The organism is Nocardia sp. NPDC050413, assembly GCF_040655475.1.
GTDB lineage: Bacteria > Actinomycetota > Actinomycetes > Mycobacteriales > Mycobacteriaceae > Nocardia > Nocardia coubleae.
Map to the genome: position 1 here is coordinate 35,542 of NZ_JBFAJZ010000003.1, position 22,213 is coordinate 57,754.

A 22,213-nucleotide genomic window follows, 5' to 3' on the forward strand; every position below is an offset into this window, starting at 1 on the left:
TAGTTTGATGTCCTAGTATCGGGCGTTCTACAAAATGGCGGAGGAAGTCATGAGCACCTCATTGCACGTTCCTGTCCATCCGGTGCGGTTCGTGACTTCGGCCGCCCTGTTCGACGGGCACGACGCGGCGATCAACATCATGCGGCGCATCCTGCAGGCCCAAGGCGCGGAAGTGATCCATCTCGGACACAACCGGTCGGTGCGCGAGATCGTAGACGCGGTGGTCGAAGAGGACGTGCAGGGTGTCGCGGTGAGCTCGTATCAGGGCGGGCACATCGAGTTCTTCGAGTACCTGGCCGAGGCGCTGCGCGAGGCCGGGGCGGGCGACGTGCGCATCTTCGGTGGCGGTGGCGGTGTGATCGTCCCCGAGGAGATCGAACGCCTCGCCCGCAGCGGCGTGCGCATCTTCTCCCCCGAGGACGGCCAGCGCCTCGGACTGCCCGGCATGATCAACGAGCTCATCCGGCTGTGCGATGTGGACCGAGCCGCCATCGCCCCCGATCTGAACGCGCTCTACACCGGCGATCGAATCGCCTTGGCCCGCACCATCACTTGTCTCCAGCAGGGCGCACTGCCCGACACCGATCGCGCCGCGATCCTCGCCGCGGCGGACGCGCGCGAAGTGCCGGTCCTCGGCATCACCGGCACCGGTGGCTCCGGAAAGTCCTCGCTCACCGACGAATTGGTGCGCCGGTTGCGCACCGACCAGCAGGACAAGCTGCGTGTCGCGGTGCTCGCCGTCGACCCGACCCGGCGCCGCGCCGGTGGCGCCCTGCTCGGTGACCGCATCCGCATGAACGCCCTCGACGGCGAACACGTGTACTTCCGTTCGCTGGCCACGCGCGGCAATCACGAACTGCCCGACGACATCGACACCATGATCGCCGCGTGCCGGGCAGCGGGCTTCGACCTGGTGATCCTCGAGACGCCGGGCATCGGCCAGGGTGACGCGGGCATCGTCGACCACGTGGATGTGGCGCTGTACGTGATGACGCCGGAGTTCGGCGCCGCCTCCCAGCTCGAGAAGATCGACATGCTCGACTACGCCGATGTGGTCGCGGTGAACAAGTACGAGCGCCGCGGCGCGGCCGACGCGGTGCGCGATGTGGCGCGCCAATTGATCCGCAACCGTGCGGAATTCGGTTCCGACCCCGCCGATATGCCGGTGTTCGGCACCAGTGCCGCGACCTTCGACGACGACGGTGTCACCGCGCTCTACCAGCATCTGCTCACCCGGCTGACCGAGCACGGCCTCACTGTGGAGCCGGGCGCGCTGCCCCGGGTCGAGACGAAGGTGTCGACCAGGTTCGCCCAACTCATCCCGCCGTCGCGGGTGCGCTACCTGGCCGAGATAGCCGAGACCGTGCGCGCCTACCATCGGGACACGGCACGGGAAGTGACTGCGGCGCAACGTGTTCAACGATTGCGTGCGGTACACGAGGAACTGCCCGACGACACTGCCGTCGGCGACCTGCTGGCGGCGGCCACCGGTGATCTGTCGCCCGCCTCGGCGGCCCTGCTGGACGAATGGCCCGCGCTGGCCGAGAGCTATCGGGGCGAGGAGCAGGTGGTGCGGGTGCGCGACCGTGAGATCCGCACCCCGTTGCGACGCGAATCGCTTTCCGGCACAAGCGTTCCCCGGGTAGCGCTGCCCCGCTACACCGACGCGGGAGAACTGTTGCGGTTCCTGCGCGAGGAGAACTTGCCGGGCCGATTCCCCTTCACCGCGGGCGTTTTCCCGTTCAAGCGCGACAACGAGGACCCCACCCGCATGTTCGCGGGCGAGGGCGATCCGGCGCGCACGAACCGGCGATTCAAAGCACTCAGCGCCCACACCGAGGCCACTCGCCTCTCGACGGCCTTCGACTCGGTGACCCTCTACGGCCACGAACCGGCGCAACGGCCCGATATCTACGGCAAGGTCGGCACCTCGGGTGTCTCGGTGGCGACGATCGACGACATGCGCACCCTGTTCGACGGTTTCGACCTGTGTGAACCGACGACGTCGGTGTCGATGACCATCAACGGCCCGGCCCCGACGATCCTCGCCTTCTTCCTCAACGCGGCGATCGACCAGGCGGTGCGACGCTTCACCGAATCCGAAGGCCGGGAGCCGACGGAGCAGGAGGCCGCCGAGATCAGGGCGCGCACGCTGTCCACCGTGCGCGGCACCGTGCAGGCCGACATCCTCAAGGAGGACCAGGGCCAGAACACCTGCCTGTTCTCCACCGAGTTCAGCCTGCGGATGATGGCCGATGTGCAGGAGTGGTTCGTCCGCAACAATGTGCGCAATTTCTATTCGGTCTCCATCTCCGGCTATCACATCGCCGAGGCCGGGGCCAATCCGATCAGCCAGCTCGCCTTCACCCTGGCCAACGGATTCACCTACGTGGAAACGTATTTGGCGCGCGGACTGGCGATCGACGAATTCGCCCCGAACCTGTCGTTCTTCTTCTCCAACGGGATGGACCCGGAGTATTCGGTCATCGGACGGGTGGCACGGCGCATCTGGGCCGTCGCCATGCGCGACCGGTACGGCGCAGGGGAACGCGCCCAGAAACTGAAGTACCACATCCAGACCTCCGGTCGTTCGCTGCACGCCCAGGAAATGCAGTTCAACGACATCCGCACCACCCTGCAGGCGCTGATCGCGGTCTACGACAATTGCAACAGCCTGCACACCAACGCTTTCGACGAAGCCGTCACCACACCCACCGAGGAATCGGTGCGCCGGGCGCTGGCGATTCAGCTCATCATCGCCAAGGAATGGGGGCTGGCGGTGAACGAGAATCCGCTGCAGGGCAGTTTCATCATCGACGAGCTCACCGACCTGGTCGAAGAGGCGGTGCTGCTGGAATTCGAGCGGATCAGTGAACGCGGCGGCGTGCTGGGCGCCATGGAGACCGGTTACCAGCGCGGCCGCATCCAGGACGAGTCGATGCGCTACGAGCAGCGCAAACACGACGGAACGCTGCCGATCATCGGGGTGAACACCTTCCGCGGCCCCGAAAACGAGGCCGCGGCGCCGACGGTGGAATTGGCCCGCGCCACCGAGGACGAGAAACGCTCCCAGCTCGAGCGGGTGCAACAGTTCCGCGCCGAGCACGCCGAGGAATCACATCGCGCGCTCACCCGCCTGGCCGAGGTCGCCCACACCGACGGCAATATTTTCGAGGTACTGATGGATGCGGCACGGGTATGCACTTTGCAGCAGGTCACCGATACCTTCTTCGCCGTCGGCGGACAGTATCGGCGGACCGTCTGAGGCGACCGAATGCGACCATCGCCGCACCCGACGTGTGACAATTCCCGGAGCAATGCCGGCGCGGCGATGGGACGTACATGGATCTGACCGGGCTCGACATCATCGATGCGCATATCCACCAGTGGGATCCGCATACGACACCTCGGCTGTTCAGCAAGCACGCCAAGCTGCTGCGGTATGTGCCGCTGCCGGTCGACCTGGCCGCGAAACTGACCCCGCGCCGCGACCTCCAGTTCGTCGGCGATCCCACGGCCTACCTCGGCCCGTATCTGCCCGCCGACTATCGCACCGACCAGGGTGGGGTCGGCGTGCGCGGGCTCGTGCACGTGGAGGCCGAGTGGACCGGTTCGGCGCCCGACGAGACGCGCTGGGTGGCCAGCCTGCCGTTCGGGGTCGATACGCCCGCGCTCACCGCGATCGTCGGTGCGGCCGATCCCGCCGCCGCTGATCTGGGCCCCACGCTCGACGCGCATCAGTCGGCCTCGCCGCTGCTGCGCGGGATCCGGGCCAACGTGGCCCACCATCCCGATGCGGGCGTGAAGTCGTTCGCCGCGCACGACGGCCTGCTCACCGCGCCCGCCTTCCTCGACGGTTTCGGTCAGCTCGCCGAGCGCGGGCTCAGTTTCGACGCCTGGCTGTACTCGGGTCAGCTGCCGGAGGTGACGGCGCTGGCCGAACGCTTTCCCGAGGTGACGATCGTCCTCGACCACCTCGCCACCCCCGCAGGGGTCTTCGGGCCGGTCGGCAAACACACCGGCAGGACGGCGGGCGAGCGTCGCGACATCTTCGACCGCTGGCGCGACGACATCACCGATCTGGCCGCCCAGCCCAATGTGGTCGCCAAGGTGAGCGGCCTGATGATGCCGGTCCTCGGCCACCCGGTCCCGCCGCGCGGATTGTCGACCCAGGTGTCGGTGCTCGTCGACCGGTTGGGTCCGATGCTCGCCCACGCCCTGTCGGTGTTCGGCCCCGACCGGCTCATCTGGGGCTCGAACTTCCCCGTCGACAAGCCGATCACCAGCCTCCCCGTGGCCGTCGACGCCGTCGCGACCGCACTCACCAAGGCCGGTGCGTCGACCGAGGACCTGCGGAAGATATTCGGCGGTAACGCGGTTCGCGTTTACCGCATCGACCTGGGATGACGGGTTTTGTCAGTGCCCCGGTTTAGCATCACGGAATGAAGACGACCGGCACGTTCGAACTCACCGCCTTCGACCCGACCGATCTGCGGCCGCAACCGCCGATCAGCACCGGCCTGCCGGTCGGCATCGCCCACATGACCAAGGTCTACGCGGGCGATATCACGGGCACCTCGGCCACGCTGTTCACCTCGGCATTCGACATGTCGACGGGTGCGGGCACCTACATCGCCATGGAGTCCTTCGAGGGCACCCTGGCTGGCAGGTCCGGCGCGTTCAACTTCGTCCATTCCGCCACCACCGGCGGCACCGATCGGACCGACGAGTTCTTCCACATCGTCCCCGGTAGCGGCACCGGCGAACTCACCGGCATCACCGGCACCGGCGCCCTCTACGTCGACCCCACCGGCGGCCACCACATCTGGTTCGAGTACGACCTGCCCTGAGGACGGTGGTTCCGGTCGCGTCTCTCGCCGTAGCACCCGCTGAACTCAGCTGTCGAATTCGGCGTAGAGGGAACGTAGTTCGCGCAGGCCGGTGGCGGCGGTCTGCTCGTCTTCGGCCGACATGCGAAGGGCCCGGCGCAAGGCCATGGCGTCGAGGTCCTCGATGACGGGGTGGAATTCGATGCGTGGCAGGTCGGGGAGGGTGAGGTGGTCACCGTACGGATCGTCGGAATCGGTGGTGCGGGTTGATCTTTCGACGCCTCCGATGAGGGTGTCGAGGTCCAGTCCGCGCAAGGTGAGGATTTCGCCCGGCTGCTCGTCGAGGCGTTCGGCGAGCAGGTAGCAGACGGCGGCCACATGCTTACACGGCCAGCCCATGTCCGGGCAGGTGCAGGAGAAGTCCAGTTCGGCGGCGGTGGTCGGCAGCAGGTGCGGTCCGAGCGCGGGTGGTAGTGCGCCCGAAGCGATTTCGGCGAGCATCCCGGGCGCTTCGCGGATCTCGGCCAGCAACAGCTCGATCTCCTCCTCGCGCAGCGGTCGCACCGACAACACGGAGGTGAACGGGCTCGGCTGGCTGCCCTGCACCTCGGCGGTGACCGCACCGCGCTCCACGCGATAGTTCACCACCTGCCCGACCCGCGCGTAGGTGCGCCCGCGCGAGAGCCTGCCCGCGTCGGCCACCCTCTCCACCGCCTCGAGCAGCGACTTTCCCCACCAGGTGCGACCGAAACCGCCGCGCGCCTGCGCACCGCCACGCACCGGTTTGCGCGGACCGAACTGACTGAAATCGGCCATCAGTCACCCACCGCCTCGGCCCCGAGGGTGAACAGTTCACGCAACTCGTCGGTGCCGAGTTCGGTGATCCAGTTCTCCCCCGCCCCGACGGCCAGGTCGGCCAACGCCTTTTTGCCGCTGATCATTTCGTCGATGCGCTCCTCGATGGTGTCGACGCAGACGAGTTTGCGCACCTGCACCGCGCGCTGCTGGCCGATGCGGAACGCGCGGTCGGTGGCCTGGTTCTCCACGGCCGGGTTCCACCAGCGGTCCAGGTGGATCACGTGATTGGCGGCGGTCAGGTTCAGCCCTGTCCCGCCCGCTTTGAGCGAGAGCAGCATCAACGGCGGGCCGCCCTCGGCTTGGAATCCGGTGACCATGTCGTCGCGACGCTGCTTGGCCACTCCACCGTGCAGGAACGGGATGGGTGTCCCGAACCGTTCGGTGAGGAACGGCAGGATCAGGTCGCCGAACTCACGGAACTGGGTGAACAGCAGGGCCTTCTCGCCGTCGGCGAGGACGGCGTCGAGGATGTCCTCCACCAGGGCGAGCTTGCCCGAGCGATGCCCGCCGCGGCGCATGATGGGCGAGGCGTCGCCGAGGAAATGCGCGGGATGGTTACAGACCTGCTTGAGCCTGGTCAGCGCGCCGAGCACCGCACCCTTGCGCGCCATGCCCTTGGCATCTTTGAGCTTCTCCAGCATGTCGTCGACCACGGCCTGATACAGCGCGGCCTGCTCGACGGTGAGATTGGCGCGCACCGTCATCTCGAGCTTCTCGGGCAGATCGCTGATGACCGCCGGATCGGTTTTGAGCCTGCGCAGCACGAACGGTTCGGTGATGAGCCGCAACCGGTCGATGGCCTGCTGGTCGCGTTCGCGTTCGATGGGGACCGCGAAGCGGGCGCGGAAGGACTGCGGGCTGCCGAGCAGCTTGGGCATGGCGAAATCGAACAGGGCACGCAGTTCTTCCAGCCGGTTCTCCACCGGAGTTCCGGTGAGCGCCAGCCGATGCCGGGCCCGCAAGGCGCGAGCGGCCCGTGACTGCCTGGTGGTCGCGTTCTTGATGTGCTGGGCCTCGTCGAGAACCACCCGCTCCCAGTGCTGTTCGCTCAGCAACGTGGCATCGCGCGCGAGCAGGGCATAGGTGGTGACGACCAGATCCGCGTCCGCGACCGCGGCGGCGAAATCCGCGCCTTTGCGCCGATCGGTGCCGTGGTGCACGAGGACACGCAGGTCCGGTGCGAAACGTTCGGTCTCGCGCTGCCAGTTGCCGACCACCGACATGGGGCACACCAGCAGCGTCGGCCCTACCGGACCGACGGCCTCGCGTTCGTGCACCAGGAGCGCGAGTACCTGCACGGTCTTGCCGAGACCCATGTCGTCGGCCAGGATCGCGCCGCAATCGAGCCGGCTCATGGTGGCCAGCCAGCTCAGGCCGCGCTCCTGGTAGGGGCGGAGCTGGGCTTTCAGGCCGATCGGCACCGGAACCGGCTCGGGGTTGCCGTGTCCGGTGAACAGTTCGGCCGCCCAGCCGTCGGCGGTGACCTCGGTGACCGGCACATTGTCGACCCGTTCGGCCGCGAGTTCGCCGATCATGTCGGCCAGGGTGATCGGGGTGTCGTCGGCGTGCAGCGCCACGTACCGGGCGGCGGCCGCCAGCGCGCGATGGTCGGCCTGCACCCATTCGCCGCGCAGCTGGACGAGATCGGATTTGCTGCGCACCAGCCGTTCCATCTCGGCCGGGGTGAGCACCATGTCCCCGAGCGCCAATTCCCAACGGTAGGAGAGCAATCCGCTCAGACCGACGGTGGATTCGGCGGCAGCCGGGCTGCTCACCCGCAGGCGCATGCTCGGTTCGGCGATGTTCCAGGCGCGCGGCAACAACAGGCGAATCCCCGCCTCCTGCAGCGCGTGCGCGCCGTGGGCGACCAGGTCGGCGACCACCTGGGTCGGCAGCAGGAGGTCGAGGCCGCGCGGGTCGGTCGGCAGATCACGCAGACGCGGGTAGGCCTTGCGAGCCTGGCCCAGCTTCTCGGCGGCGGTTCGAACCAGGACCGGATCGTCGTCGAGGACAACAGGTTTCGGTGCGTCGTCGACCGGACGCAGGCACACCTGCAGCCGCCACAGCGCCACCGAGTCGTCGTCGGTGCCGAATTCGCCGTCGGGTTCGCACAGGCGAAGGACCAGCTCGGGTTCGTCGGCGGCGTAGCCCTCGCGCCACTGCGACAGTGTTTCGGCCAGCCGGTAGGAGCCCTCGTCGAGCGGGGTGTCGCTCATCAGCGCCGCGAGCAGCGGGTGCGTCATCGAACGGTGACTCAGGTATTCGCGGGCGATCGGGTCGGTGAGTTCGGTGACCAGGTCCTCGAGCACTCCGGCGGGCGACCCGGCCACCCGCAGCGCGGCGGGCATGGCCGTGGCCAGCTCGGCGAGCCACGCCCGCTGCCGTTGCCCGCCGACCAGCCGCCACCGCACCCACCACTGCCCGTCGGCGCGATCCACCTGCGGCACCACCCGACCGGCCCGCACCCAGCGCTCGATGCCACGGGCGACGTGCGCGAGGAATCGCAGGTCGCCGGAGATGTGCTCGCGGGGCAGCCTGCTGCGCAGCACGACGGCGGCCGTCGGCGGCGCGAGCGCGTGCGCGCGGACCTCCGCTCGACCCGGTGCGCCCGCCGCGTCGACGACGAGCACCTCGGCGCGGTGCCGGAACCGCGCGCGCTCGAGAATGTCACCGAGCACCGAACCCACCGCAACGGGTTGCCCGTCGTGCCACAGCAGCAGGCCCGAACCGGGGGACCACAGACCGTGCAGCATGGTTGCCATCCAAGCAGGAGCCACCGACACCGCGTGCTTCGCCATCGCTCTGGATTTCTGGGCTCCCACGGAACATACTTGGATATTCCCTGGTCACGGCCGGAAGATCACCGGCGACAACTGCATACTCACCCAGGCGAACCGGCCACGAACCGGCTCGGCCGATGAACCCCCTGAATGCGTGCGGAGGGCAGCGATGACGATTCTGCTCCAGGTTCTCGAGCAGAGCTACACCCCCACTACCCCGTGGGAGCGGCGCAAGTTCACGTTCGTCGATGCCGGGAAGATCGTCGGCATGCGCCTGGACGGTCAGTCCGGCGTATGGATCGATCTGTCCCGGCCCGGTGAATCCCAGCGGTTGGCCCACACGGCCGACCCGCGCGATTCCATCACCTTCCTGCTCACCGTGTTCGCCAAGATCGCCGAGTGCGAGGACCGGGGTGGTTCGTGGTTGATCGGCCACGACGGCACCCACATCTCCTCGATCGCGGCCACCCGGTTCCCGCCACATGCCGCCGAACTCGCGGCCGACGACATCCTGGCGCGCGCCTGGTTGTAGCGCACGGGTAAGTCGGCGAAGTTGTCGGTGGGGTCGGCTACAACCTGTGCATGGGGAGACTCGCGTGGCTGGTCGTGCTGGTGCTCGCGTGCGCGGGTTGCGGGGTGCTTGCGCCCGAACCGGTCGCGCCCGCGCCGGGTAGTCCGACGCGGGCAGAGGTGAACGCGCTGCTCGATCAGGTGCGCGTGATCGATGCGCGACCGCACCCCGGCGGATACGAACGCGGCTGCAAGGCCGGGCAGGGTTGTGTGTTCGGTCCGGCCTGGTCCGACGACACCGACGCGCCCGGCGGTCACGACGGCTGCGACACCCGCAACAACGTGCTGGCCGCCCAGCTACGCGATGTGGTTCGCCGGGGTCGCTGCGTGGTCGTGGAGGGCGTGCTCACCGACCCCTATACCGGCACCGACATCGCTTTCCGCAAGTCCGACGGCGGCGACATCCAGATCGACCACGTCTATCCGCTCGCCGCCGCCTGGGACATGGGCGCACACGCGTGGCCATCGGAACGCCGTCTGCGCTTCGCCAACGACCTCTCGGTCAATCTGCTGGCCACCAGCAAGGCAACTAATCAGTCCAAGGGCGACGACACGCCTGGCGAATGGCTGCCGCCCGCGAAGCCCAATCACTGCTTCTATGCGGCGAAGTACCTCACCGTCGCCGTGGCCTACGACTTACCGATCACCGCCACCGACAACGCCGCCCTCCACGACGTCGCCCGAACATGCCCTTGATGGACCTCGTCGTCAGGCGCCCGTCGCCACCGGACGCTTCGGGTCGTTGGACCACTGCGACCAGGACCCCGGGTAGAGGGCCGCGTCGATCCCGGCGATGGCCAGGGCCGCGATTTCGTGCGCAGCGGTGACGCCGGAGCCGCAGTAGACCGCGACCGGCCCGTCGCCGAACTCGGCGAAGCGCTCGCGCAATTCCTCGGCGGTGCGGAAATGACCTGTGGGGTAGAGGTTTTCAGCAGTCGGTGCGCTGACAGCGCCGGGAATGTGACCGGCCTGCGGATCGACCGGTTCCACCTCGCCTCGGAAACGTTCGCCCGCGCGGGCATCGAGCAAGACACCCGACCATTTCGCGGCGCCGTCCGCATCGATCACTGGCAGCGCGCCGGGGCGAACGACCAGTTCACCGGGGGTCGGGTCGGGTTCGGCGCCGGTCGCGAGTTCCCCGCCGGACGCGGTCCAGGCGGGCAGCCCACCGTCGAGAATGCGCACATTGTCGACCCCGGCCCAGCGCAACAGCCACCACGCGCGGGCCGCCGCCATGCTGCCGGTCGCGTCGTAGACGACCACGGGCTCATCGGCGCCGAGCCCCCAGCTGCGCGCGCATTTCTCGAAGGTTCCGGGGTCGGGCAAAGGGTGTCTGCCACGGGCCGGCGACGGTGCGGCGGCCAGTTCGGTCTCCAGATCGACGAACACCGCGCCGGGAATGTGCCCGTCGAGATAGTGCTGCGGACCGTCCGGATCCCCGAGCGCCCACCGCACGTCCAACAGATGAATCTTGTTCGCCGCCAGCTCCTCCCGAAGCTCGGCCGCCGAAATCAGCACCGCACCCACGCCAACTCCTCACTCCCGGTCCATCCCCCGCCGCCACCCTACGCACTCCCCGACCACCCACACCCGAAACGCCACCCCCACACACCAGACGGAAGCTGGACAGATGATCACCACGCTCCGGTGGCGGCAACGGCCGAGAGCTGCACGCCACCAGCGCGTGGTGATCAAGCGTCCAGGACCGCGGGGCGGATCAGGCCAGTTTCGGGCCACTGGCAGGTGACGCTCCCAGACCCGTCGGGCAGGATTTGCCGAATGTCGCAGGTCTCCACCAGTTCGTCGGCCGATGTCACCGAGAAGCCGGCCGGGATAGGTCAGCCGCTCGGTGCGGGCGCGGTGACCGCGCTGGTCGGGTTCACCAGTTCCTTCGCGGTGGTGCTGAGCGGGTTGCGGGCGGTGGGGGCGAGCCCGGCGCAGGCCGCGTCGGGGCTGCTCGTGCTGTGTTTCACGCAGGGCATCGGCATTCTGCTGCTGAGTTTCCGGTACCGGATTCCGATCACCCTTGCCTGGTCGACGCCCGGCGCCGCGTTGCTGGTGAGCACCGGTCTGGTGGCCGGTGGGTGGCCGGGCGCTGTCGCCGCGTTCGCTGTGACGGGCGTGCTGATCGTCGTCACCGGCCTGTGGCAGCGTCTCGGTTCCCTGGTCGCGGCGATTCCCGTGCCGATCGCCCAGGCCATGCTCGCCGGCGTGCTCGTTCCGCTGTGCCTGGCTCCGGTACAGGCGCTGCGTACCTCGCCCGCCGTGGTGGTTCCGGTGATCGTGGTGTGGCTGGTTCTGCAACGGTACGCACCGAAGTGGGCGGTGCTCGTGGCCTTCGCGACGGCGGCCGTCGGCACCGGCATCGACATCGTGGTCGCCGACCGCCACCTCGACCTGTCCGCCATGGTTCCGGCACTGGAATGGACCGCGCCACACTGGCATTGGCAGGCGATCGTCGGTATCGCCGTTCCGCTCTACATCGTGACGATGGCCTCGCAGAACATCCCCGGTGTGGCGGTGATGCGCTCCTTCGACTACCAGGTGCCGTGGCGGCCTGCCATGCTCGTCACCGGCATCGGCACCGTCCTCGGCGCGCCTGCGGGCGGTCACGCCATCAACCTCGCCGCCATCAGCGCCGCCCTAGCCGCCGCCCCGAGCGCGAGCCCGGACCCGAAGCGCCGCTGGATCGCCGCGGCCACCGCGGGCGCCTCCTACCTGGTCCTCGGCTTGGCATCCGCCGCCCTCGTCACTCTCATCGCCGCCGCCCCCGCGGGCACCCTCGAAACCGTCGCGGGCCTGGCTCTGCTCGCCACGCTCGCCGCTTCCCTCTCCGCCGCCCTCACCGATCCGGGCGACCGTCTCCCCGGCCTGGTCACCTTCCTGGTGGCCGCCTCCGGCACCACCCTGCTCGGGATCGGCGGCGCCTTCTGGGCGCTGCTCGCCGGCCTCATCGTCCGCCGCATACTCCCAGCTCAGAAGTAGGTGCGCTGAGGTCGATCCGGACCTCACCGCCTGACCCGCGCGCTCCGCCGAGCCGTCAGTCCGGGTCAGGAAATCCGGGGCCTGACCCACAAGGTTCGGTCGATCTCAGTCCGGGTCGGCGAGGCGGTCGAGGAGGGGTGCGGTGCGTGGTCCGACGAGTTCGCGCATGACGAGCGCCATGTTCGTGCGTTCGACGCCGGGGATCTTCAGGATGGCGCCCGCGATGCGGTAGAGGTCGTCGGCGTCGCGGGCCACGATGCGGACGGTGAGGTCGGTTTCGCCGGTCATGCCGCAGACCTCGGTGACCTCGGGAACATCGGCTAGCTCGTCGACCACCGCATCCAGCTGGTGCTGGTCGACGACCACCGCGACGAAGGCTGCCAGCGGATAGCCGAGAGCACGCGGTTCCACGCGGCGCTCGAAACTGCCGAGCACCCCACCGCTGTCCCAACGCGCGAGTCGCGCCTGCACCGTATTGCGTGACAGCCCGAGGCGGGCGGCCAGTTCCACCCCGGTGGCCCGGGGGCTGGCGATCAGTTCGCGCAGCAATCGCGCGTCGGTCGCGTCGAGGGTCACGGCGGGTTCGCGACTGGTCATACAACGCAGTATGACAGCGCGTCACCCCAGCACAACGTGCATTCTGCTCAGTCACGTGTCGTTCACTTGCGCAGGCGGCGGTATCGTGGATGCTGTGTGATACACATCGCACTCAGCGATCAGTCGTACCCGCATCGGCCCACAAGGCGCGGTGGAGAGGAGGCGATCTCGATGCCGGAGAAGCAGACCTACCCGGTCCAGTTGATCCAGCCGGACGGACGTCGCGTATTCGATCGTGAACACGGCGCGCTGGTCGCCGATATCGATGCCGAACGATTGCGGGGCCTCTACCGGGACCTCGTCGTGACCCGCCGGATCGATCTCGAGGCGACCGCACTGCAACGCCAGGGTCAGCTCGGCCTGTGGCCTCCCATGCTCGGCCAGGAAGCGGCGCAGGTCGGTTCGGTGCACGCACTGCACCCCGACGACTACATCTTCTGCTCGTACCGCGAGACCGCGGTGGCGTACTGCCGTGGCGTACCGCCCGAGCAGCTGACGCGGCTGTGGCGCGGAGTGGCCCACCACTGCTGGGATCCCGACGCGGTGAACATGACCAACGCCAATATCGTCGTCGGCTCACAGGGCCTGCACGCCACCGGTTACGCCTACGCCGCCCACCTCGACGGCGCCGATATCGCCACCATCACCTACTTCGGCGACGGCGCGACCAGTCAGGGCGATATCGCCGAGGCGCTCGGCTTCGCCGCGACCTGGAGCGCACCGGTGGTGTTCTTCTGCCAGAACAACCAGTGGGCGATCAGCGAACCGGTCACCGTGCAGAGTCACGTGCCGCTGGTGCGCCGGGCCGACGGGTACGGCATTCCCGGTGTGCAGGTGGACGGCAACGATGTGCTGGCCGTGCTCGCCGTCACCCGCCAGGCGGTCGAACGCGCCCGCAGCGGCGGCGGCCCCACCTTCATCGAGGCGATCACCTACCGGATGGGCCCGCACACCACCGCCGACGATCCGAGCAGGTACCGCACCGCCGCCGATATCGAGTACTGGGAGCGGCGCGATCCGATCGAGCGGGTGCGGCTGCTGCTCGAACGCGAGGGCCTGCTCGACGACGAGTTCGCCCGCTCGGTCGCACGCGCGGCCGACGAGGTCGCCGACCGGGTACGCACCGCGACACTGCAGATGCCCGACCCCGACCCACTCCACATGTTCGACCACGTCTACGCGACCGAGCACCCACTGATCACCGAAGAGGCACACCAGTTCTCGGCTTACCTCGCCGAAGGAGCGCAGTCATGATCACCACCTTCGCCGCCGCTCTCAACACCGGTCTGCGCCGCGCCATGGAGGACGAGCCGAAGGTGGTGTTGCTCGGCGAGGACATCGGCAAGCTGGGCGGTGTGTTCCGGGTGACCGACACGCTCCAGAAGGATTTCGGCGACAATCGCGTCATCGATACGCCCCTGGCCGAATCCGGCATCGTGGGAACGGCTTTCGGTATGGCTTTGCGCGGCTACCGGCCGGTGGTGGAGATCCAGTTCGACGGTTTCGTCTACCCCGCGTTCGACCAGATCGTGTCCCAGGTCGCCAAAATCCACTACCGGACGGGCGGAAAGGTGAAGGCGCCGTTGACGATCCGCATTCCGTTCGGCGGCGGTATCGGTGCCGTCGAACACCATTCGGAGTCACCGGAGGTGTATTTCGCGCATACCGCCGGTCTGCGTGTGGTGTCACCGAGCACGCCTTTCGACGCGTATCACATGATCCGGCAGGCCATTTCGCTCGACGATCCGGTGGTCTTCTTCGAGCCGAAGCGCCGGTACTGGGACAAGGCGGACGTGGACTTCCACAGCGAACCCGACCTGCCGCTGCACAAGGCGCGTGTGCTCACCGAGGGCACCGATGCCACCGTCCTCGCCTACGGCGGCACCGTCGCCACCGCGCTCACCGCCGCGAAAATCGCTGGTGAGGAAGGAAACTCGCTCGAGGTGATCGATCTGCGCAGCCTGTCGCCACTTGATGTCGACACCATCGCCGAATCCGTCGACAAGACCGGACGGCTGGTGATCGTCCACGAGGCGCCGGTGTTCGCCGGGCTCGGCGCCGAGATCGCGGCGCGGATCACCGAGCGCTGCTTCTATCACCTCGAGGCGCCCGTGCTCCGCGTTGGCGGCTACGACATCCCCTATCCCCCGGCTAAGCTCGAAAAGCACCATCTGCCTGATCCCGACCGCATCCTCGCCGCGGTCGACCGATGCCTAGCCGCATGACGACGAAAGGTGCGCCCGTGCCGCAACCAGCTGGCGACGACGGACACGTGCTGGAATTCCGTCTCCCCGACCTGGGTGAGGGCCTCGCCGACGGCGACCTGGTGTCGTGGGCCGTCGACGTGGGCGACACGGTGGAACTGAACCAGACCATCGCCGAGGTGGAGACCGCCAAGGCGGTGGTCGCGCTGCCGTCGCCGTTCTCCGGGACGGTCGTCGAATTGCTCGCCTCGCCCGGCGATACGGTGCCGGTTGGCGCCCCGCTGATCCGGGTGCGCAACGATCTCGAGGTCACCGACCCGCCCACCGCCGAGGACCGCAGGGACGTGCTGGTCGGGTACGGGCCCGAGGCCGAAGCCACCTCGCGACGACGCAAGCCGACACCGTCGATGGCATCCACTACGCCGAGCACGCACCGGGCCGCCGCCACGCCCGCGGCCCGGAAACTGGCCAAGGAACTCGGGATAGACCTGTGGTACGTCGCGGGTTCGGGACCCGAAGGCGCGGTCACCGTCGAGGACGTGCGCTCGGCCGTGCCGGTCACCGGGCCGCGCGCCAAGCCCGGTGCCGAGCTCGCCGCCGTCGCCCAGCAGAACGGGCACGACGCGGGTCTCATCGAGTCGAGGGCCCGCGAGGAACGCACGCCCGTCACCGGAATCCGCAAGCGCACCGCCGCCGCGATGCTGGCCAGCGCCCGCACCATTCCGCAGGCGAGCACATTCGTCACCGTCGACTGCACGGCCTCGCTGGAACTGCTCGACCACCTGCGCACCACGAAGTCGTTCGAAGGACTCACGCTCACCCCGCTGGCCTTGGTCGCGCGCGCCGCCCTGGCCGCCATCGCCGAACATCCCGGCATCAATGCCGCATGGGACGAGCAGAATCAGCAGATCGTCACCAAGCACTACGTGAACCTGGGCATCGCGGTCGCCTCCGACCGTGGGCTGCTCGTCCCGAACCTCAAAGACGCGCAAACCCTGAGCCTGCGCGAACTGTGCCGCGAGATCAGCTGGGCCGCCGACACCGCCCGCTCCGGCAACGCCACCCCCGCCGACCTCCTCGGCGGCACCTTCACCATCACCAATGTCGGCGTCTTCGGCGTCGACACCGGTGTCCCCCTGGTCAACCCCGGCGAAGCCGCCATCCTCTGCCTCGGCTCGATCCGCAAGCGCCCCTGGGTATTCCGCGACGAACTAGCCGTCCGCTGGACAACCACCCTCGGCCTCAGCTTCGACCACCGCATGATCGACGGTGAACTGGGCGCCCGCTTCCTCGCCACCACCGCAACCTTCCTCGAGGACCCCCTAACCCTCCTCAGCCGCGTCTGACCTGGCCAGACCGCCCCTTCTGACCGGATCGGGGAATATACGAGTCCCGCAACGCAGGCGAAACACGGTGCGCTTCCGCTGTAAAAATCGGGGGCTACAACCTGTGTATGAGCGAGGCACATCCTGTCGACGCCCGGTTGCCGTTGGGTCGGCAACTGGCCTTCGGCCTGCAGCACGTCCTGATCATGTACACCGGATGTATCACCGTGCCCCTGGTCTTCGGGGCGGCGGCGGGGCTGGACAGAGCGACGATCGGGTTGTTGATCAGTGCTGATCTGCTGGTGGCGGGCATCATCACGCTGGTGCAGAGTCTCGGCGTCGGGAAGCTGGCCGGGGCGCGGCTGCCGATCGTGTGTGGGGCCACGTTCGTCGGGCTCAATCCGATGATTCTGATCGCGAAGGAGTACGGGCTCGACGCGGTGTACGGGTCGATGCTGATCGGTGGCGTGGTCGGTGTGGCGTTGGCATGGCCGTTCGCGCGGGTGGTTCGGTTCTTTCCGCCGCTGGTCACCGGGACGGTGCTGACCGTGGTGGGTGTGTCACTGATCGGGGTGGCCGGTGGCTTGATCATCGGGAACGATCCGAAGGCGCCGAGCTTCGCATCGCCGTCCACTATCGGGTTGGCGGCGGTGGTGGTGCTGATCGCGGTCGGGTTCGTCTGTCTCGGTCGTGGCGTGTGGTCGCAGCTCGGCGTGCTCATCGCGCTGGTCGCGGGCATCGTGATCGCGCTGCCGATGGGGCTGATCTCGACGGCGGGCGTCGGTGCCGCCGACTGGATCGGCATTCCGCAACCCTTCCACTTCGGGTCACCGCAGTTCCCGGTGACCGCCGTGGTGGCGATGAGCATCGTGATGGCGGTGGTGTTCGCCGAGTCGACCGCGAGCATGCTGGCGATCAGCGAGATCACCGGAAAACCGCTCGGCAGAGGCGATCTCGCGCGCGGCCTGGTCGGTGACGGCCTCTCCGGTGTGCTCGGCGGCATCTTCACCGCGTTCATCGACACCATCTTCAACCAGAACGTCGGCGCGGTCTCGACGACAAGGATCTACAGCCGGTACGTGACCGCGGTGAGCGGGGCGATCCTGGTGCTGCTCGGCCTCGTCCCCCGCATCGGTGAAGTAGTGGCGGTGATCCCGAAACCGGTGGTCGGCGGCGTGGGTCTGGTCCTGTTCGCGACGGTCGCCGTGGTCGGTGTGCGGACCTTGCTGCAAGCCGACCTCACCGACCGGGTGAACGCCACCATCGCGGCCACCGCCATCGGCATCGGTCTGCTGCCGGTCTTCACCAAGGACATGTTCGACAAGTTCCCCACCTCGGCGCAAATCCTGCTCGACAGCGGTGTCACCCTCGGCGCGGCCACCGCCTTCCTGCTGAACCTGGCCTTCAACCACACCGTCCTCGGCACCCTCGCCCGCGCCGCGAAGGCACCCGTCGAACCGGTGCGCGAGCCGGTGGCCGCCACCTGAACCGTCCGCGATCCGATGCGGGACCGGCGGCACCGCCGTTAGGGTGCCAGCATGGAGACAGCAGGCAAGGTCGCGATCGTCACCGGCGCGGGTGCGGGCATCGGTGCCGCACTCGCCGCCCGGCTCGTCGCCGGTGACGCACAGGTCGTCGTCGCCGATCTCGACGGTGACAGCGCGGCGAAGGTGGCCGCCGAACTCGGCGACAAGGCGACAGCAGTCGGTGGTGACGTGGCCGACGAACAGGTGGTCGCGCAGCTCATCGCCACCGCCGAACGCGAATTCGGCCCGGTGGACATGTATTTCGCGAATGCCGGAATCGGCGGTGGACCCGGCCTCGACAGCACCGAGGACCAGTGGGCCGCTGCGATCGATGTGAATGTGATGGCGCATGTGCGGGCGGCGAAGCTGCTCGTGCCGGGCTGGGTCGAACGAGGCGAAGGGTATTTCGTCTCCACCGCGTCGGCGGCGGGCCTGCTCACCCAGCTGGGTTCGGCACCGTACTCGGTGACCAAGCACGCGGCGGTCGCGTTCGCCGAGTGGCTGTCGATCACCTACGGCGACAAGGGCGTTCGCGTGAGCTGCCTGTGCCCGATGGGCGTGGACACCCGGCTGCTCAGCGGTGACCTCATCCCGGAGAACCCCGACGCGGCGGCCTTCGCGATCAAGGCGGTGAAGACCGCGGGCGCGGTGCTGTCGGCCGAGGAGGTCGCCGACACCGTCATCGAGGCGATGGCCGCCGAACACTTCCTGATCCTGCCGCATCCCGAGGTGCTGCAGATGTATCGCAACAAGGGCGCCGACTACGACCGATGGATCGCGGGCATGCGCCGTTTCCAGGAAGCGTTGCGCGGATAGGGCTGTTACTCGGTCACGAGTTCCGCCGCGGCCGTACGCACCACTTCGGGGATCGGCACCGGCTTGCGTGTTTCGGTGTCCACGTAGACGTGCACGAAATCGCCGGTGGCCGCCAGTTCGAGACCTCCGTCGGTTTCCCGGAAGATCGCCAGGTCGTAGGTGATGCTCGACTTGCCGAGCCGGGAGATGCGCAAACCCACCTGGAGCTGGTCGGGGAAGCTGACCGAGCCGTGGAACCGGCACGAGGTCTGGGCGACCACACCGAGCGCGGGCAGCGCCGTGATGTCGGTGCCGGTGGCCCGCATGAGCCAGGCATTGACCGCGGTGTCGAAGTAGGAGTAGTAGGTCACGTTGTTGACGTGACCGTACTGGTCGTTGTCGGCCCAGCGGGTCGGCATCGGCCACAGCACGGGGTAATCCATGCCGTCATGATGCCAGTCCCGGTTCAGGCCGAAGACGACAAAGCCGCTCCCGCACCCTGCCGGTGATCGCGTGGACTCACCCCGAAGTGCCGTTTGAAGGCGGTGCTCAGGGCGAACGCACTGCCGTAGCCGACCTGGCGGGCGATGGATTCCACGGTCGAATCGGTCTCGGCGAGCAGGTCGGCGGCCAGCGACAACCGCCATTCGGTCAGGAACGTCATCGGCGGTTCGCCGACCAGTTCGGTGAACCGGCGCGCCAGCGCGGCCCGCGACATGCCGACCGCGTCGGCCAGCGCGATCACGGTCCACGGGTGCGCCGGGTTGTGTTGCAACAGTCGCAGCGCCTTGCCGACCAGCGGGTCGCTGTAGGCGTGGTACCAGGCGGGCGCGTCGTCGCGGGCGAACCAGGCCCGCAGGGCGGCGATGAGCAGCAGGTCGAGGAGGCGGTCGAGGACGGCGCCCTGGGCGGGGCGGTCTCTGGTCGCCTCGTCGACGAGCAGGTCGAGCAGCCGCGAATCGAGGTCGCCACGCGGTAGGACCGCGACTTGTGGCAGGGCGCGCAGCAACCGGGTGCTCACGGCACCGGCGGACTCGTAGGTCCCGGTGACCATCAGCGTCTCCCCGTCGGGGTCGGTCCCCCACTGCCGCACGCCGAGAGTCAATGTCTCGCAGAGGATTTCACCGTCGGGCGTAGTCGTCACCTGCCCCGGCTGGACGATGATCTGCGGCTCGGTCGCCGGGTCGTCGGACACCGTATACGGTTGCGGCCCACGGAAGATCACCACATCACCGGCGCCGACCTGCTGCGGCGAACCGGATTCGGTACTCACCCAACCCTTTCCGCGAATCATGGCGAGCACCGTCAACGGCGCCTGATCCTGGACCCGCAGCGACCACGGCGGGTCGAGCAGCGAGCACATGAGAAACGCACCGCGTGCACGTGGGCCCTCGAGCAGACCGGCTAACGCATCCACATCTTTCACAGTAGACGACCGCGCATGTCGGCGAGCGTTCCGACGATGGTGACGCACAGCTGTGGACGGTGTACTTATCTCATGACAAAAACCGCTGCTCACCAGCCTCTTTTCCTCGTCACCGGCGCCAACGGCAAGACCGGCAGCCGCGTCGCCGCCCTCCTGGACGCGGCGGGTCACCCGGTGCGACGCGGTTCGCGCACCGCCGCGATCCCCTTCGACTGGACCGACCGCGACACCTGGGGCCCCGCGCTGGCCGGGGTCACCGCGATCTACCTCGCCTTCCAGCCAGACCTGGCCGTCCCCGGTGCACCGGACACCATCCGCGCGTTCACCGCCGCCGCCCGCGCGGCCGGCGTCGGCTCGGTGGTGTTGCTGTCCGGCCGCGGCGAGCCCGAAGCCCTGGAATGCGAAGCGGCAGTTCGTGAGTCCGGGCTGGCCTGGACCGTGGTGCGCTGCAGCTTCTTCGCCCAGAACTTCAGTGAGAGCGCCTTCGTCGGCGATGTCCTCGCCGGTGTGGTCGCACTGCCCAACGGCGATGTGCCCGAGCCGTTCGTGCACGCCGACGACATCGCCGAGGTGGCCGTCGCCGCCCTCACCGATGCGCGCCACGCTGGCGAGGTCTACGAACTCACCGGACCCCGGGCGCTCACCTTCGCCGAAGGTGTCGCCGAGGTGGCCGCGGCGACCGGCCGTGAGATCGCCTTCGTCCCGCTCACCCGGCCCGAATTCGTCACCGCCCTCGGCGAACTCGGGCTTCCCGAGCCCGAGGTCGCGCTGCTCGACTACCTGTTCGGGACCATCCTCGACGGCCGCAACTCCGCCACCGCCGACGGAGTTCAGCGCGCCCTCGGCCGCGCACCCCGCGACTTCACCGAATACGCCAAGGAGGCCGCCGCCACCGGAGTCTGGACCCCGCGGTAAATCCTGGACGATTGATCACCACGCTCTGGTGGCGCGGCCCTCCCGCGAAACGCCGCAACCAGAGCGTGGTGATCTTGAATTCGGGGAGGGTCCGACGGGTGGCCGGTAGCGTCGATGGGGTGACGCCAGCGATTGATCGTCGGCTGCGGTCGGCCAGGGGGGCGGTGTTCGGCGCTTTCACGCTGAACGGGGTGCTGCTCGCGATGTGGGTGGTGCATATTCCGGCGATCACCGACCGGACCGAGGTGTCGGCCTCGACGCTCGGGATGTTCGTGTTGTTGCTCGCCGGGACGGCGCTGATCGGGATGCGGCTGGCCGGCCCCGCCGCCGACCGGCTCGGCAGCCGGACGCTGGTGGCACTGGCCGCGTCGGCGATCTCGGTGACGATCGTCGGGCCGGGCCTGGCGACCGGCCCGGTGACCCTGGCGATCGCGTTGGCCTGCTTCGGTTTCGGCAACGGTGCGCTCGATGTGTCGATGAACGCGCAGGCGGTGCTGGTCGAACGTGCGTACGGCCGCCCGATCATGTCGGCCTTCCACGCCATGTTCTCGGCGGGCGGCTTCGTCGGCTCCCTCATCGGCGCCGCCACCCAGCGCGCAGGCATCGCCCCCGAGGTGACGCTCACCGCCGCGAGCCTTCTCGGCTTGGTCACCACCGCGGCCTTTGTCCCCCATCTCATCTCCCACCACCGCGAGCCCGCTTCCCACCCCGAGCACTACGACACACTTCCCGCCGAAGACCTCCCACCGACATCGTCCGAGAACCTCACCGGCGCTCCCGGATCGGGCATCAACCCGGAAGCCCGGGAGCTGCGGGCCCGAGACGAGGACTCGAGCCTGAACGACGCAGAGCGGCGATCGCACCGGAACCGGAAGGTGTTGTGGCTCGGGTTGATCGCGTTCGTGCTGCTGCTGGCCGAAGGTGTTGCCGCCGATTGGAGCGCACTACAGGTCCGCGAACACCTCGACGTGTCCGAGGGTGACGCGGCGCTGGCGTTCGGCGCGTTCTCCGCGACCATGACCATCGGCCGTTTCCTGGCCGACCGGGTGAGCGGGGTGATCGGACCGGTGGCGCTGCTGCGCTACGGAAGCTTGTTGTGCGCTGCCGGTTTCGCGGTCGTGATCGTCTCACCCTGGCTGCCGTTGTCGCTGGTCGGCTGGGCGATGTGCGGTCTCGGGCTCGCGGGTGGCGTACCTCAGATCTTCACGGCGGCAGGCAATCTGGGCGGGCCGAAGGCGGCCACCGAGATGTCGCGGGTCTTCACCATCGGCTACCTCGGCTTGCTCGCGGGCCCGGCGGTGATCGGCTGGCTCACCGCGATCATCCCCCTCACCGCGGCGCTGATCGTCCCTCTGGTCCTCACCCTCGCCTGCGCGGCGGCCGCCTCCGTCGTCCATCGCTGA

19 protein-coding genes are annotated in these 22,213 nt (G+C 68.4%); 13 read left to right on the forward strand and 6 right to left on the reverse strand.

Features of this window, described 5'->3' with window-relative positions:
* Positions 1–34 precede the first annotated feature (34 nt).
* The 3 genes from icmF to AB0I19_RS09970 all read left to right on the forward strand — a co-directional run bounded on the left by icmF (position 35) and on the right by AB0I19_RS09970 (position 4,850).
* Complete coding sequence (gene icmF, locus AB0I19_RS09960) at positions 35–3,265, forward strand: fused isobutyryl-CoA mutase/GTPase IcmF (protein ID WP_357146814.1); 3,231 nt, start codon at positions 35–37, stop codon at positions 3,263–3,265.
* Positions 3,266–3,342: 77 nt separating this feature from the next.
* Positions 3,343–4,407, forward strand: a complete 1,065-nt coding sequence (locus AB0I19_RS09965) for an amidohydrolase family protein (RefSeq protein WP_357146817.1) — start codon at positions 3,343–3,345, stop codon at positions 4,405–4,407.
* A gap of 35 nt (positions 4,408–4,442) precedes the next feature.
* Positions 4,443–4,850 (forward strand): DUF3224 domain-containing protein, encoded by a 408-nt coding sequence (locus AB0I19_RS09970; RefSeq protein WP_357146819.1) that lies wholly within the window; start codon positions 4,443–4,445, stop codon positions 4,848–4,850.
* Positions 4,851–4,895: 45 nt separating this feature from the next.
* On the opposite strand, the gene AB0I19_RS09975 is transcribed toward AB0I19_RS09970, so the two are convergent.
* Together AB0I19_RS09975 and AB0I19_RS09980 are read right to left on the reverse strand one after the other, a co-directional pair.
* A complete protein-coding gene (locus AB0I19_RS09975; RefSeq protein WP_357146822.1) occupies positions 4,896–5,645 on the reverse strand; it encodes an SWIM zinc finger family protein in 750 nt (249 codons plus the stop codon).
* A complete protein-coding gene (locus tag AB0I19_RS09980) occupies positions 5,645–8,449 on the reverse strand; it encodes a DEAD/DEAH box helicase (RefSeq protein WP_357146824.1) in 2,805 nt (934 codons plus the stop codon). The genes AB0I19_RS09975 and AB0I19_RS09980 overlap by 1 nt, the downstream gene beginning before the upstream one ends.
* A gap of 187 nt (positions 8,450–8,636) precedes the next feature.
* On the opposite strand from AB0I19_RS09980, the gene AB0I19_RS09985 reads away from it, so the two are divergent.
* Both AB0I19_RS09985 and AB0I19_RS09990 read left to right on the forward strand, forming a co-directional pair.
* Complete coding sequence (locus AB0I19_RS09985; protein ID WP_067490527.1) at positions 8,637–8,999, forward strand: hypothetical protein; 363 nt, start codon at positions 8,637–8,639, stop codon at positions 8,997–8,999.
* 50 nt (positions 9,000–9,049) lie between these two features.
* The gene (locus AB0I19_RS09990) at positions 9,050–9,733 is read left to right on the forward strand and encodes an HNH endonuclease family protein (protein ID WP_357146827.1); all 684 of its coding nucleotides are present in this window, start codon (positions 9,050–9,052) and stop codon (positions 9,731–9,733) included.
* Between the two features lie 12 nt (positions 9,734–9,745).
* Here AB0I19_RS09990 and AB0I19_RS09995 read toward each other — a convergent pair whose 3' ends face one another.
* A complete protein-coding gene (locus AB0I19_RS09995) occupies positions 9,746–10,552 on the reverse strand; it encodes a sulfurtransferase (RefSeq protein WP_357147711.1) in 807 nt (268 codons plus the stop codon).
* Positions 10,553–10,816: 264 nt separating this feature from the next.
* Here AB0I19_RS09995 and AB0I19_RS10000 point away from each other — a divergent pair, with 264 nt between their 5' ends.
* A complete protein-coding gene (locus tag AB0I19_RS10000; RefSeq protein WP_357146830.1) occupies positions 10,817–12,022 on the forward strand; it encodes a benzoate/H(+) symporter BenE family transporter in 1,206 nt (401 codons plus the stop codon).
* 105 nt (positions 12,023–12,127) lie between these two features.
* On the opposite strand, the gene AB0I19_RS10005 is transcribed toward AB0I19_RS10000, so the two are convergent.
* Positions 12,128–12,619, reverse strand: coding sequence for an Lrp/AsnC family transcriptional regulator (locus tag AB0I19_RS10005; protein ID WP_067641500.1), 492 nt, complete (start codon positions 12,617–12,619; stop codon positions 12,128–12,130).
* Positions 12,620–12,790: 171 nt separating this feature from the next.
* Here AB0I19_RS10005 and pdhA point away from each other — a divergent pair, with 171 nt between their 5' ends.
* The 5 genes from pdhA (at position 12,791) to AB0I19_RS10030 (ending at position 18,490) form a co-directional block, all read left to right on the forward strand.
* On the forward strand, positions 12,791–13,873 hold the full coding sequence (gene pdhA / locus AB0I19_RS10010; protein WP_357146833.1) for a pyruvate dehydrogenase (acetyl-transferring) E1 component subunit alpha: 1,083 nt from the start codon (positions 12,791–12,793) through the stop codon (positions 13,871–13,873).
* Positions 13,870–14,844: an alpha-ketoacid dehydrogenase subunit beta gene (locus tag AB0I19_RS10015; protein ID WP_357146836.1), complete on the forward strand. Its 975-nt coding sequence runs from the start codon at positions 13,870–13,872 to the stop codon at positions 14,842–14,844. The genes pdhA and AB0I19_RS10015 overlap by 4 nt, the downstream gene beginning before the upstream one ends.
* A complete protein-coding gene (locus tag AB0I19_RS10020) occupies positions 14,841–16,169 on the forward strand; it encodes a dihydrolipoamide acetyltransferase family protein (RefSeq protein ID WP_357146839.1) in 1,329 nt (442 codons plus the stop codon). The genes AB0I19_RS10015 and AB0I19_RS10020 overlap by 4 nt, the downstream gene beginning before the upstream one ends.
* Before the next feature lie 107 nt (positions 16,170–16,276).
* Entirely contained in the window at positions 16,277–17,635 is a 1,359-nt protein-coding gene (locus AB0I19_RS10025) for a nucleobase:cation symporter-2 family protein (protein ID WP_357146842.1), read from the forward strand.
* 51 nt (positions 17,636–17,686) lie between these two features.
* Entirely contained in the window at positions 17,687–18,490 is an 804-nt protein-coding gene (locus tag AB0I19_RS10030) for an SDR family oxidoreductase (protein WP_357146845.1), read from the forward strand.
* 5 nt (positions 18,491–18,495) lie between these two features.
* Here the strand turns inward: AB0I19_RS10030 and AB0I19_RS10035 are convergent, their stop codons facing one another.
* Positions 18,496–18,912 (reverse strand): thioesterase family protein, encoded by a 417-nt coding sequence (locus tag AB0I19_RS10035; protein ID WP_357146848.1) that lies wholly within the window; start codon positions 18,910–18,912, stop codon positions 18,496–18,498.
* Between the two features lie 23 nt (positions 18,913–18,935).
* Complete coding sequence (locus tag AB0I19_RS10040) at positions 18,936–19,886, reverse strand: AraC family transcriptional regulator (RefSeq protein WP_357146851.1); 951 nt, start codon at positions 19,884–19,886, stop codon at positions 18,936–18,938.
* 81 nt (positions 19,887–19,967) lie between these two features.
* On the opposite strand from AB0I19_RS10040, the gene AB0I19_RS10045 reads away from it, so the two are divergent.
* Positions 19,968–20,810 carry an NAD(P)H-binding protein gene (locus tag AB0I19_RS10045; protein ID WP_357146853.1) on the forward strand — a complete coding sequence of 281 codons (843 nt, stop codon included), beginning with the start codon at positions 19,968–19,970 and terminating at the stop codon, positions 20,808–20,810.
* Positions 20,811–20,929: 119 nt separating this feature from the next.
* Positions 20,930–22,213 (forward strand): MFS transporter, encoded by a 1,284-nt coding sequence (locus AB0I19_RS10050; protein ID WP_357146856.1) that lies wholly within the window; start codon positions 20,930–20,932, stop codon positions 22,211–22,213.

Bases quoted from the DNA above. Each gene is read 5' to 3' on its own strand.
- icmF (WP_357146814.1), top strand. From the start codon at position 35: ATGGCGGAGGAAGTCATGAGCACCTCATTGCACGTTCCTGTCCATCCG.
- AB0I19_RS09965 (WP_357146817.1), top strand. From the start codon at position 3,343: ATGGATCTGACCGGGCTCGACATCATCGATGCGCATATCCACCAGTGG.
- AB0I19_RS09970 (WP_357146819.1), top strand. From the start codon at position 4,443: ATGAAGACGACCGGCACGTTCGAACTCACCGCCTTCGACCCGACCGAT.
- AB0I19_RS09975 (WP_357146822.1), bottom strand. From the start codon at position 5,645: ATGGCCGATTTCAGTCAGTTCGGTCCGCGCAAACCGGTGCGTGGCGGT.
- AB0I19_RS09980 (WP_357146824.1), bottom strand. From the start codon at position 8,449: ATGGCAACCATGCTGCACGGTCTGTGGTCCCCCGGTTCGGGCCTGCTG.
- AB0I19_RS09985 (WP_067490527.1), top strand. From the start codon at position 8,637: ATGACGATTCTGCTCCAGGTTCTCGAGCAGAGCTACACCCCCACTACC.
- AB0I19_RS09990 (WP_357146827.1), top strand. From the start codon at position 9,050: ATGGGGAGACTCGCGTGGCTGGTCGTGCTGGTGCTCGCGTGCGCGGGT.
- AB0I19_RS10000 (WP_357146830.1), top strand. From the start codon at position 10,817: ATGTCGCAGGTCTCCACCAGTTCGTCGGCCGATGTCACCGAGAAGCCG.
- AB0I19_RS10005 (WP_067641500.1), bottom strand. From the start codon at position 12,619: ATGACCAGTCGCGAACCCGCCGTGACCCTCGACGCGACCGACGCGCGA.
- pdhA (WP_357146833.1), top strand. From the start codon at position 12,791: ATGCCGGAGAAGCAGACCTACCCGGTCCAGTTGATCCAGCCGGACGGA.
- AB0I19_RS10015 (WP_357146836.1), top strand. From the start codon at position 13,870: ATGATCACCACCTTCGCCGCCGCTCTCAACACCGGTCTGCGCCGCGCC.
- AB0I19_RS10020 (WP_357146839.1), top strand. From the start codon at position 14,841: ATGACGACGAAAGGTGCGCCCGTGCCGCAACCAGCTGGCGACGACGGA.
- AB0I19_RS10025 (WP_357146842.1), top strand. From the start codon at position 16,277: ATGAGCGAGGCACATCCTGTCGACGCCCGGTTGCCGTTGGGTCGGCAA.
- AB0I19_RS10030 (WP_357146845.1), top strand. From the start codon at position 17,687: ATGGAGACAGCAGGCAAGGTCGCGATCGTCACCGGCGCGGGTGCGGGC.
- AB0I19_RS10035 (WP_357146848.1), bottom strand. From the start codon at position 18,912: ATGGATTACCCCGTGCTGTGGCCGATGCCGACCCGCTGGGCCGACAAC.
- AB0I19_RS10045 (WP_357146853.1), top strand. From the start codon at position 19,968: ATGACAAAAACCGCTGCTCACCAGCCTCTTTTCCTCGTCACCGGCGCC.